The organism is Pseudomonas sp. 2VD, assembly GCF_005503585.1.
GTDB classification, from domain to species: domain Bacteria; phylum Pseudomonadota; class Gammaproteobacteria; order Pseudomonadales; family Pseudomonadaceae; genus Pseudomonas; species Pseudomonas aeruginosa.
This window is the reverse complement of the sequence record NZ_SCND01000187.1, coordinates 1-11,648: the sequence shown is the minus strand read 5'-3', so window position 1 is coordinate 11,648 and position 11,648 is coordinate 1. Positions and strand designations below refer to the sequence as shown.

At 67.0% G+C, this 11,648-nt stretch carries 9 protein-coding genes and 1 pseudogene; 5 read left to right on the top strand and 5 right to left on the bottom strand.

Annotation, left to right across the window (positions count from 1 at the left end; translation table 11 throughout):
- Positions 1-171 (bottom strand): annotated as a pseudogene (locus FFS27_RS19620) (succinyl-diaminopimelate desuccinylase); the annotation flags it as partial.
- 114 nt (positions 172-285) lie between these two features.
- The gene (gene ndvB, locus FFS27_RS19615; RefSeq protein WP_004348676.1) at positions 286-2,895 is read right to left on the bottom strand and encodes a glycosyltransferase NdvB; all 2,610 of its coding nucleotides are present in this window, start codon (positions 2,893-2,895) and stop codon (positions 286-288) included.
- 211 nt (positions 2,896-3,106) lie between these two features.
- Here ndvB and tcdA point away from each other — a divergent pair, with 211 nt between their 5' ends.
- Complete coding sequence (gene tcdA, locus FFS27_RS19610; RefSeq protein ID WP_003086553.1) at positions 3,107-3,919, top strand: tRNA cyclic N6-threonylcarbamoyladenosine(37) synthase TcdA; 813 nt, start codon at positions 3,107-3,109, stop codon at positions 3,917-3,919.
- Here tcdA and FFS27_RS19605 read toward each other — a convergent pair whose 3' ends face one another.
- Both FFS27_RS19605 and FFS27_RS19600 read right to left on the bottom strand, forming a co-directional pair.
- Positions 3,920-4,648: a 4'-phosphopantetheinyl transferase family protein gene (locus tag FFS27_RS19605; protein ID WP_003082383.1), complete on the bottom strand. Its 729-nt coding sequence runs from the start codon at positions 4,646-4,648 to the stop codon at positions 3,920-3,922. It abuts the gene before it with no gap.
- 227 nt (positions 4,649-4,875) lie between these two features.
- Positions 4,876-5,664 carry a dienelactone hydrolase family protein gene (locus FFS27_RS19600; RefSeq protein WP_003086555.1) on the bottom strand — a complete coding sequence of 263 codons (789 nt, stop codon included), beginning with the start codon at positions 5,662-5,664 and terminating at the stop codon, positions 4,876-4,878.
- A gap of 175 nt (positions 5,665-5,839) precedes the next feature.
- Here FFS27_RS19600 and FFS27_RS19595 point away from each other — a divergent pair, with 175 nt between their 5' ends.
- The 3 genes from FFS27_RS19595 to loxA all read left to right on the top strand — a co-directional run bounded on the left by FFS27_RS19595 (position 5,840) and on the right by loxA (position 9,466).
- The gene (locus FFS27_RS19595) at positions 5,840-6,511 is read left to right on the top strand and encodes a polysaccharide lyase family 7 protein (protein WP_003082396.1); all 672 of its coding nucleotides are present in this window, start codon (positions 5,840-5,842) and stop codon (positions 6,509-6,511) included.
- Positions 6,512-7,010: 499 nt separating this feature from the next.
- On the top strand, positions 7,011-7,331 hold the full coding sequence (locus FFS27_RS19590; RefSeq protein WP_003082401.1) for a hypothetical protein: 321 nt from the start codon (positions 7,011-7,013) through the stop codon (positions 7,329-7,331).
- 77 nt (positions 7,332-7,408) lie between these two features.
- Complete coding sequence (gene loxA, locus FFS27_RS19585) at positions 7,409-9,466, top strand: lipoxygenase LoxA (protein ID WP_023101431.1); 2,058 nt, start codon at positions 7,409-7,411, stop codon at positions 9,464-9,466.
- A 43-nt stretch (positions 9,467-9,509) separates the two neighbouring features.
- Here the strand turns inward: loxA and FFS27_RS19580 are convergent, their stop codons facing one another.
- Entirely contained in the window at positions 9,510-10,244 is a 735-nt protein-coding gene (locus FFS27_RS19580) for a TerC family protein (RefSeq protein WP_003086563.1), read from the bottom strand.
- 456 nt (positions 10,245-10,700) lie between these two features.
- On the opposite strand from FFS27_RS19580, the gene FFS27_RS19575 reads away from it, so the two are divergent.
- On the top strand, positions 10,701-11,648 hold a 948-nt coding region (locus FFS27_RS19575; protein ID WP_137952161.1), incomplete at its 3' end, for a lytic murein transglycosylase.

The window sequence follows — 11,648 nt, the reverse complement described above, 5'->3', positions numbered from 1 at the left end:
GAAGTTGTCCACCTCCTCAATGCGCATCGGCTCCAGGGCGAAGCCGGCGGCTTCCAGGCGGCGCATCATCAGGGCCTGGCAGTCGGCGTCGAGGGGCGTGACGGAGGGGCGGCGGATCAACTCGCAGGCGAGTTCGAGGGTCGGCGAGAGACTCGGCGAAGAGGCGGTCATGGGGAGGGCATCCTGAGCGGGTCGAGCGGAAAGGGGGAATCTTAAAGCATAAACGTGGGCGAAGGGACGCCGTTTAGGCGAGCGGGGCCGGCCGTCCCGACGCCTCGCCCGACCTCAACCGCCGATCCGCTCGGCGCCGCCGGCCAGTTCCTCGCGCGGTTTCGGCAGCGACGAGAGCAGGGCCATGACCAGCGCCGCCAGGTAGGGCAGCGATTGCACCAGGAGCATGGCGACCCAGATCAGCAGGTCGCGGCTCGGCACGCCCTGAACCGCCACGATGCCGGCCGCCGCGCCCCACAGCAGGAGCATCACGAAGACTTCCTCGCGGGCCTCCGCCAGGGCCACCAGCAGGCCGTGGCTGGAGCGCATCTTCGGCGTGCGGAAGAACGGGATGCCGCGGGTGACGAAGCCGTACAGCACCGCCTTGGCAATGGTGTGCGAGAGCGACAGGCCGGCGAGGGCGGCGAAGAACGAGTCGCGCAGGTCGACGCCGACGGTGCGCCGGTAGAGGAAGAGGATCTTGCCGACCTTGAAGACGAACAGGGCCAGCGGCAGGATCGCGAAGATCAGCAGTGGCGGGTCGACGCGCTTGGGCACGATGATCATCGCCGCCGACCAGAGCAGCGCGCCGAGGGTGAAGAAGATGTTCAGGCCGTCGGCGATCCACGGCAGCCAGCCGGCCACGAAGTGGTAGCGCTGGCCGCGGGTCAGGCGGCTGCCGTCGGGACTGCGGCCGCGCAGCAGGGCGTCGGTATGCCGCTTCATGATCTGGATCGCGCCGTAGGCCCAGCGGAAGCGCTGCTTCTTGAAGTCGATGAAGGTATCGGGCATCACCCCCTTGCCGTAGCTGCGCTCGAAGTAGGCGGCCGACAGGCCCTTCTCGAACACCCGCAGGCCCAGCTCGGCGTCCTCGGTGATGCACCATTCCGGCCATCTCAGCTCGTCCAGCACGCTGCGCCGGATCATGGTCATGGTGCCGTGCTCGATGATCGCGTCGCGGTCGTTGCGGGTGACCATGCCGATGTGGAAGAAGCCCTTGTACTCGGCGTAGCAGAGCCGCTTGAAGGCGCTCTCGTGCTGGTCGCGGTAGTCCTGCGGCGACTGCACCACGGCGATCCGCGGGTCGCCGAAGTGCGGCACCATGTGCCTGAGCCAGTCGGGGTCGACGCAGTAGTCGGCGTCGATCACCGCGACCACCTCGACGTCCGCCGCCACGTGGCCCAGGGCGAAGTTCAGCGCGCCGGCCTTGAAGCCTTCCAGCGGGGCAACGTGGAAGAAGCGGAAGCGCTCGCCCAGGCGCGCGCAGTGCGCCTCGACCGGCTGCCAGACGGCCGGGTCGCGGGTGTTGTTGTCGATCACCAGGACTTCGTAGTCCGGGTAGTCGAGGCGGGCAAGGGCGTCGAGGGTCTGCTTCAGCAGTTCCGGCGGCTCGTTGTAGCAGGGCACGTGGATCGACACCTTGGGCCGATAGGCCTGCGCGGCGGTGATCGGCAGGAATGGCCGGCGCCGCTTGCGCGTCCAGACCGCCTCGGCCAGCTCGTGGGCCTCGGTGAACAGCACGATGACCACCCCCAGCGCGCCGACGCCCAGCAACGCGCCGACGGTCAGGCTGAACCAGGTGCTGTACTGCTGGCTGTAGTCGTAGGCGATCCACACCAGCACCGAGGCGCAGGCGAACGAGACCACGGCGAGGAAGGTCCTCCCGCGCTGGCGCAGCGAGGAACTGTCGATCAGCAGCAGGGTGAAGGCGAGTACCGCGAGTACCGCCGAGGCGATGGCCAGGGCGCGCCACTTGGGAATCGGCACCACCGGCCCGGTGAAGTTGAACTTGGCCTTGCGGTCGGCGTTGTAGACGCCCCAGTAGGCGCCCACCGAGCCTTCGGCGCTGACCTTCCAGGGCTGGTCGAAGGCTTCGATGACGAAGTAGCTGTAGCCTTCGCCGTTGAGCGCGTTGGTCAGGCGCCGCAGGTAGATGGCCTGGTCCGCGGGCGTCGCCTCGGCGCTGCCGCGCATGCGCCCGTTGCTCGGCCAGCCGACCTCGGCGAGCAGCAGCGGCTTCCTCGGGAAGGCGGCCTTGAGTTCGCGCGCGCGTTCGAGCACGAAGTCCACCGCGTCGGCCACCGGCGTGGCCTCCCAGTAGGGCAGGACGTGGGCGGCGATCAGGTCGACGTGTTGCGCCAGTTCCGGGTGTTCGCGGTAGACGTGCCACTGTTCAGCGGTGGTCACCGGAACCTTGACTGCCGCGCGGACCCGGTCGAGGTAGGCGATCAACTGTTCTGCCGTCACCTCGCGGCGGAACAGCGCCTCGTTGCCGACTATCACCCGCACCACGCTCGGCGACTCGTTGGCGATGCGGATGGCGCGGGCGATCTCGGCCTCGTTGCCGGCCAGGTCCGGGCCGAGCCAGATGCCCAGGCTGACGCGCAGGCCGAACGCCTCGGCCAGCGCCGGGATGTCGCCGAGCGCGCCCTGGACCGAATAGGTGCGGATGCTGTGGGTGTGCCGGGCGACCAGTTCCAGGTCGGCGCGCATCTGTTCGGCGCTGGGGTAGCGGCCGCTCTGCGGATTCTGGTTGAGGCGGAACGGCGAGAAGGAGAAGCCGGAGATGCGTTCCGGCCAGTCCGGTACGCTGACCGGACGGTTGTACAGGGCCCAGATGCCGGTGAAGAGGGCGGCCAGGGCGACGATGACCACCAGGTTGAGCCCGATCTTGCGTGAAGACATAGAGATGAAACCAGGTTCCGGATGTTTCGCTGAACACGGGGCGGCGCATGCTACCCCGCACCCCCCGGGGTGTACAGGCGCCGGGCTGGCGGGTCTGTTGCAAGTCTAGTCCGGCCTGTGCGACGAGCCGTAAGAACGCAGGCGACGCGGCGGCCGCGGCTTTTTATAATGCGCGCGGCAATCCGCGATTCGGTTTCAGAGGTGGTTGGTGATGCAGGTGGATGAACAGCGCTTCGGCGGTATCGGCCGGTTGTACGGTCGCGAGGGGCTGCAACGCCTGGCCGATAGCCACGTCGCGGTGGTCGGCATCGGCGGGGTCGGTTCCTGGGCGGCGGAAGCGCTGGCCCGCAGCGGCGTCGGCGAGATTTCCCTGTTCGACCTCGACGATGTCTGCGTGACCAACACCAACCGCCAGGTGCATGCCATCGAAGGCTCGGTGGGCAAGGCCAAGGTCGAGGTGATGGCGGCGCGCATCCGGGCCATCAACCCGGCCTGCCGGGTCCACGCGGTGGCCGATTTCGTCACCCGCGAGACCATGGCCGAGTACATCGTCGACTTCGACTACCTGATCGACTGCATCGACAGCGTGGCCGCCAAGGCCGCGCTGATCGCCTGGTGCAAGCGGCGCAAGATCCCGGTGATCACCACCGGCGGCGCCGGTGGTCAGGTCGACCCGACGCAGATCCAGGTCGCCGACCTGAACAAGACCTTCAACGACCCGCTGGCGGCCAAGGTGCGTTCCACCCTGCGCCGCGACTACAACTTCTCGCGCACGCCGGGGCGCACCTACAGCGTGCCCTGCGTGTTCTCCAGCGAACAACTGCGCTACCCGAAGCCGGACGGCACGGTGTGCCAGTCGAAGAGTTTCGTCGGCGAAGGGGTGAAGCTGGACTGCGCCGGCGGCTTCGGCGCGGTGATGATGGTCACCGCCACCTTCGGCATGGTCGCCGCCGCCCGCGCCGTCGAGCGCCTGGCGGAAGGCCGCGCGCTGCGGCCGTCGCGGCGCACGCCGGGGAACGCCTGATCAGGCGCCGACCGCCACCAGGCTGAGCAGGCGTTCGTCGAGCACGGCGAACTGGGCATCCAGCTCGCTGCCGTGGCGCCACTCCGGCGACAGGTCGGTGAGCAGGCGCAGCCGGGCCTGGCCGTCGGCGCGCCATTCCAGCAGTTCCGCATGTTCGAAGTAGAAGCGCTTGCCCACCAGCGGATAGAGCGCCTTGAACAGGCTTTCCTTCAGCGAGAACGCCAGGGTCACCAGCAGGCCGGTGCGTCGCTCCAGGTCGTCGGCGAAGCGCAGGCGCTCGCCTTCGGTGAGGATCTCGCCATGCAGGTAGCGCGCCCGCTCGGCTTCGAGCAGGGTTTCCACGTCCAGGCCGAGCCCGCGCCAGTCGCCGCGCGCCGCCACCAGGGCGGCGGCCCAGCGGTCGCCATGGGTGATCGAGCCGCTGATCGCGGCCGGCCAGACCGGTGCGCGGTCCTCGCCGACGGCCGGCGTCTGGGCGCGGCCATCGAGGGCGAACAGGGCGGCGCGTGCGCAGAGGCGCCCGGCGAGGAACTCGGCCTGGCGCTTGGCCACCGCGCGGAGGATGTTCGCCGGCGGCTGGATGCCGGCCAGGGCGAAGTCGCCGGGTTGCAGCAGCGCCGGGTCGAAGCGGGTGCTGCGCAGTTGCACGCCGGGCAGCGCGACGGGCAGCGGCCAGCGGTCGTCCAGCGGGGTGCAGAAGGAGGGGAGACGGTCGTTCATGGCGCGCATTGTGCCGGTTCCCGACGTGGCCCACCAGTCACGCGACGCTTACACAAGATTGCAAAAGCGCAACAAAGGAAAACGGACCGCAAGGCCCGGTTTTGACAGACTGCGCCGCGCATTCCAGTGGAATGCAGGTGAGGTTGTTTGTTGATGACGGGATACTGTCCTGTCTCGACCTTTCAAGACGGGAGTCCCTCCGGGGACTCCCGTTTTTTTATGCGTCGGCGCAGGGTTCAACCCTGCCCGAAGATGTCCTTGAGGAACGCCTGCAGGTCTGCCCAGGAGCGTCGGTCGGCCTGGCGGTCGTAGCCGATGTCCAGGCCGTGGCCCTTGTGCGCGTCGGCGTCGGGGTTGGTGAAGCCGTGTTTGGCGCCGTCCTGGATCACCACCCGGTAGTCGGCGCCGGCGGCGCTCAGTTCCTGTTTCAGGGCGTCGAGGTCCTTGGCCGGGACCAGGCTGTCGGCGCTGCCGTGCTCCACCAGGATCTTGGCCTTGACGCTGCCCTTGCTGGCCGGGGTGGCGGTGCCGAGGGCGCCGTGGAAGCTCGCCACGCCGGCCAGCGGCAGGCCCTGGCGGGCCATGTCGAGGACGATCTTGCCGCCGAAGCAGTAGCCGATCGCGGCGATCTGGCTGGGATCGGTCTGCGGTTGCCGCTTCAGCAGTTCCAGGCCGGCGAGGAAGCGCGCCTTGGCGGCGTCGGCATCCCGGGTCGCGGCCTGCATGAAGGCCATCGCGTCCTGCGGGTGCTCGGTGTGCTTGCCTTCGCCGTACATGTCGATGGCCAGGGCGCTGTAGCCGAGTTCGGCGAGGTCGCGGGCGCGGCGTTTGGCATAGTCGTTGAGCCCCCACCATTCGTGGACCACGATGACCCCAGGGCGGATCCCCGGCTTGCTGTCGTCGTAGGCGAAATAGCCGACCATGCGCGTGCCATCTGCGCTCCGGTAAGGCATCTCGCGGGTCTGGATAGCGGCCTGGGCGCTGGCGGCGCAGGCGATGAGCAGCAGGGCGCAGAGCAGGCGCATGGCATCTCTCCGTGAAAGGGTCCCCGATCAAGATAGACGCTTGTGCGCGGGACGCGGGGAAAACCCTCGGTGCCGGCCTTGCGCCGCTCAAACGCGGGCCATTCGGCCAGGCAAAGGGTGCGCCGCTCATCTACCCTATGGGCGAGTCCCTTCCCCTCGCTAGGACACCGTCTGGATGCCTGACCTGAGTACCTGGAACCTGACCATTCCCCAGGGCCGCCCGGCCATCACCATCTCCACCAGCCAATTGCAGCGCGACTACCGCAGCGACTATTTCCAACGCACCGCCGACGGCATTCGCTTCTGGGTGCCGGTCAACGGCAGCCACACGCGCAACAGCGAGTTTCCGCGCAGCGAGTTGCGCGAGACCCTGTCCAGCGGCAGGCCCTACAACTGGCGTTACGCCAGGGCCGACAACTGGCTGGAGGCGACCCTGCGCATCGAGGCGGTGCCCTCGACCCGGCGCATGATCATCGGCCAGATCCACAGCGATGGCAGCAATAGCGGCCAGGCCGCGCCTCTGGTGAAGCTGCTCTACCAGTTGCGGCTCGACCAGGGGCGGGTCCAGGCGCTGGTCCGCGAGCGGCCGGACGACGGCGGGACCAGGGCCTACACGCTGATGGACGGGATTCCTCTCGGCCAGTCGTTCAGCTACCGCATCGGCGTGTCTCGCAGCGGATTGCTCAGCGTGTCGGTGAATGGCAGCGCCCTGGAGCAGCAACTGGACCCGCAGTGGGCCTACCAGGGCCTTTATTTCAAGGCCGGACTCTACCTGCAGGACAACCGCGGACCGTCCAGCGAGGGCGGGCGGGCGACGTTCAGCGAGCTGCGCGTTAGCCATCAATGAGCGGTCGAGGCGTCTGCGCCGCGGACTTCGCGTTGTCGTGGCGTTTTGCAACTGCCAGATCTGGCAGGCGCGGAAGAGGGGAAACCGGGTGCGGGAAAAAATATCCGTATCGTTCCAAGGGGAAATAGGTCTCACGATCCGCTGATTCTGGTACTTCAGTACATGAAATCGCCTTGGCGGATCGCCCCGAATAAATTCCACGTTCTGCGCAACGCCCTGCCGGGTTTGCACAATGGGTCGAGGCCTGGCGGGTTAAAATCGGCTATTGCCGTTGGCCGGCGTAGTTCTTTGCAAGTCAAAAGTTTGCCGTCAATAATTATTGTGGATAACTATTGTTTCAGGCTTTTCCTGTCAACTGTGCGAAGCGTCAGCTTATTGCCGATTTTTCCTCTCGCTATTGCTTTCTCCACGTTCCGAAGAAGTTCGGACGTACAGGTTTCTTTGCTGTTTTCAGCGAGAACCATTCGTTTCGATCATTTGAATACGTGGAGATTCAGACATGAAAAATCAGGTGAATGCCCTGGCGGTTCTAAGTGTGGGTGAAATCGAACAGGTTTCTGGCGCCGGGACTTTCCTGGGCGATGCCATCATCAATGGCGTCTACGCGGCCAACTCCTTCCTGAACTCGCCGCTGTTCTCCAGCATCGGCAACGCGGCCAGCGCCATCGGCCTCAACCGTACCCACGAGCTGGTCGACCTGCTGGCCTTCCAGGTGCCTTCGGTGGCGGCGATCACCGTCGGCAAGATTCTCGGCGGGACCGACAACCACAATGTTCCGTTGCATTACAACAAGGAAAGCGGCGAAGGGCTTTACAGCTGATCGCAACCTGTTGAAAGAGCGATTCGATGCTCAGGCATCGAGTCGTTCCTGGTTAATGCATTGATGGAGTCGATGATATGAAACGCAGGAGTGTGCTCTTGTCGGGTGTCGCCCTGAGTGGAACCGCACTGGCCAATGACTCGATATTCTTTTCGCCCTTGAAATACCTCGGGGTGGAACAACAGCGATCTATCGATGCCTCGCGAAGTTTGCTGGACAACCTGATTCCGCCGAGTTTGCCGCAATATGACAACCTGGCCGGAAAGTTGGCGCGGCGTGCGGTATTGACCAGCAAGAAACTGGTATATGTCTGGACCGAGAACTTCGCCAATGTCAAAGGCGTGCCGATGGCCCGCTCGGTGCCGCTGGGCGAGTTGCCGAATGTCGACTGGCTGTTGAAGACCGCCGGGGTGATCGTCGAGCTGATCGTCAATTTCGTCGCCTCGTTGCCGGCGTCGGCCGCCGCGCAGTTCGAGCGGATCGCCGCCGGGCTCAGCGGCGATCTGGAGGCGGCGCGCCAGGTCCACGAGGCGTTGCTGGAGGAAGCGAAGAACGATCCGGCCGCGGCCGGCAGCCTGCTGCTGCGCTTCACGGAATTGCAGACGCGGGTGATCGCCTTGCTGACGCGGGTCGGCCTGCTGGTCGACGACATCCTCAAGAGCGCCAGCAACCTGGTTACCCAGGGGGGACAGGGCGACGGCCTGAATCGCTTCCGCGCGGTGTTCGGCACGCTGCGCCTGCCGGAGGTCGCCGACAGCTTCCGTGACGACGAAGCGTTCGCCTACTGGCGGGTGGCCGGGCCTAATCCGCTGCTGATCCGCCGCGTCGATGCGCTGCCGGCCAACTTTCCGCTGGGCGAAGAGCAGTTCCGCCGGGTGATGGGCGCCGACGACAGCTTGCTGGAGGCCGCCGCCAGCCGCCGCCTGTACCTGCTGGACTACGCCGAGCTGGGCAAGCTGGCGCCGTCGGGAGCGGTGGACAAACTGCTCACCGGGACGGGCTTCGCCTATGCGCCGATCGCCCTGTTCGCCCTTGGCAAGGATCGGGCGAGGCTGTTGCCGGTGGCCATCCAGTGCGGCCAGGACCCCGCTACCCATCCGATGTTCGTGCGTCCCGCGGAGTCGGAGAGTGATCTGTACTGGGGTTGGCAGATGGCCAAGACGGTGGTCCAGGTCGCCGAGGAGAACTACCACGAGATGTTCGTCCACCTGGCCCAGACCCACCTGGTGAGCGAGGCGTTCTGCCTGGCCACCCAGCGCACCCTGGCGCCCAGCCATCCGCTGCACGTCCTGCTCGCCCCGCACTTCGAGGGCACCCTGTTCATCAACGAGGGGGCGGCGCGGATCCTGTTGCCCAGCGCGGGCTTCATCGACGTGATGTTCGCCGCGCCGATCCAGGACACCCAGGCCACCGCCGGCGGCAACCGGCTGGGTTTCGACTTCTACCGCGGCATGTTGCCGGAGAGCCTGAAGGCGCGGAACGTCGACGACCCGGCCGCGTTACCGGACTACCCCTACCGCGACGACGGCCTGCTGGTGTGGAATGCGATCCGCCAGTGGGCGGCCGACTACGTGGCGGTGTACTACGCCAGCGACGGCGACGTCACCGGTGACGTCGAACTGGCGGCCTGGGTCGGCGAAGTGATCGGCAGCGGCAAGGTGGCCGGGTTCCGCCCGATCACCGGTCGCAGCCAACTGGTCGAGGTGCTGACCATGGTGATCTTCACCGCCTCCGCGCAGCATGCGGCGGTCAATTTTCCGCAGCCTTCGATGATGACCTACGCGCCAGCGATCTGCGCCATGAGCGCGGCGCCGGCACCGGACTCGCCGAGCGGCAAGAGCGAGGCCGACTGGTTGAAGATGATGCCGCCGACCCTGGTGGCGCTGGAGAAGGTGAACATCTATCACCTGCTCGGTTCGGTCTACCACGGTCGCCTCGGCGACTACCGGCAGACCGGGTTCCCCTACGCGCCGGTGTTCTCGGACAGGCGGGTGACCGCCAGCGGCGGCCCGCTGGAGCGCTTCCAGGCACGTCTGAAAGAGATCGAGGCGACCATTCGCACGCGCAACCAGGCGCGCCGCAGGCCCTACGAGTACCTGTTGCCGAGCCGGATCCCGGCGAGCACCAATATCTGAGACGGAGAAAGAGGACGGGGCGCCCCTGGGCGCCCCGTCGCTCTTAGCGGCCTTCGCTTTCGGCGGCGGCCGTCGGCGCGGCATGCCGCTGCTTCAACTGGCGGCGCGCCAGGAGGCTGCCGAGGAGAATCACGAACAGCGCGCCGAAGGCCGCCGCACCGTAGTGCAGGTAGGAATCCCATTGCGCGTAGGGCGCCAGCCAGGGTTTCAGCGCGCTGTCGGTGAGCAGCATGCCGCCGGCGATCCAGCCGAGCAGGCCGCCGCCGAAGAGGATGATCAGCGGGAAGCGGTCGATCAGGCGCAGGATCAGCTGGCTGCCCCAGACGATGATCGGGATGCTGATCAGCACGCCCAGGGAGACCAGGAAGAAATCCCCGGCCGAGGCGGCGGACAGGGCGATGACGTTGTCCAGGCTCATCACCGCGTCGGCGATGATGATGGTCTTGATCGCGCCGAGCAGGTGGGTGCTGCCCTTGATGTCGTCGCCGTCCTCCTCCTCCGGCAGCAGCAGCTTGATGCCGATCCACAGCAGCAGGAGCGCGCCGATCACCTTGAGGTAGGGCAGGTCGAGCAGGTGCAGGGCGAAGAACAGCAGCAGGATGCGGATCAGGATGGCGCCGGCGACGCCGCCGAAGATCGCCTGCTTGCGCCGGTGCGCCGGCAGGTGCCGGCAGGCGAGGGCGATGACTACGGCATTGTCGCCGCCCAGGAGGATATCGATGGCGACGATCTGCAGCAGGGCTGTCCAGAACGTCGGGTCGCTCAACCAGTGGATCAAGGTTGTACTCCGAAACGTGTAGTGAGGGTGGAAAGCCCGGGGCGGTGGCGGGTGGCGGCCGCCCGGCTTTCCTGCGGTGGTCTGGGACCGTCGGGGCCGGCTCCGGCTTGTGGACGGAGGCGGGGAACACTGCTTGGACAGGCGAACGCCCGGCCAGTGCCCGGAAAACGGACGCGCGGGTGGCGCAGCGCGTTCGGGCACGGATGTGACGCGGCGGATCGGCCGCGAGACACCCGGCATGCGTATTCCGTCGCCAGTCTGCCCGAGCAAGGTTTCACCCGCCTTTCAGGGCGGAGATGGCGCCGCACCCGGCGGGACGGTAGGCTAGTGGCCCGTGTGGCTGACTCGACCAGTCGAACGCCGATCACCGAGTCAACCGTACAGGCCACCAGGCCTTCGGCGCCGGGGGAAGCCCGCCGGTGCCATGGATGACCGTTCACCGTACAAGGAAACCCCATGCGCAGCCTTCTTCTCTCCTCGCTGGCCCTGCTACCCGCCCTGGCCCTGGCGCAACCCGACGCCTCGAGCTTCCCTTCCTGCCTCGCCGGCCTGCAGAAGAAGGCCCAGGCGCAGGGCATTTCCGCCGACAGTTATGAGCGCTTCACCAGCGGCCTGCAAGCCGACCTCAGCGTGCTCGACCTGCTCGACGCGCAGCCGGAGTTCACCACCCCGCTGTGGGACTACCTGGCCGGCCTGGTGGACGAGCAGCGGGTCAGCGATGGCAAGGCGATGCTCGCCCAGCACGACAAGCTGCTCGACCAAGTGGCCGCGCGCTACGGCGTGGACAAGTACACGGTGGTGGCGGTGTGGGGCGTGGAAAGCGACTACGGGCGGATCTTCGGCAAGCGTCCGCTGCTGACCTCGCTGTCGACCCTGTCCTGCTACGGGCGCCGCCAGTCGTTCTTCCAGGGCGAGTTCCTCGCCACCCTGAAGCTGTTGCAGGCCGGCGACATCCGCGACGCCGGCATCACCGGCTCCTGGGCCGGGGCCTTCGGCCATACCCAGTTCATGCCATCGACCTACGCGCGGATCGCCGTGGACTTCGACGGCGACGGTCGTCGCGACCTGGTAGGCAGCGTGCCGGATGCCCTCGGTTCCACCGCCAACTACCTGAAGAAGGCTGGCTGGCGCACGGGACAGCCGTGGGGCTATGAAGTGAAGGTGCCGGCCGACTTCCCCGCCAGCCTGGCCGGGCGCGGCAAGCGCCAGCCGCTGTCGGCCTGGGTCGCCCGCGGGGTGAAGCGGGCCGACGGCCAGCCGCTGCCGGGCGGCGACGAGAAGGCCGCGATTCTCCTGCCGACCGGGGCCCAGGGCCCGGCCTTCCTGGTCTATCGCAACTACGATGCGATCTATTCCTACAACGCCGCGGAAAGCTACGCGCTGGCCATTGCCCTGCTTTCCGAC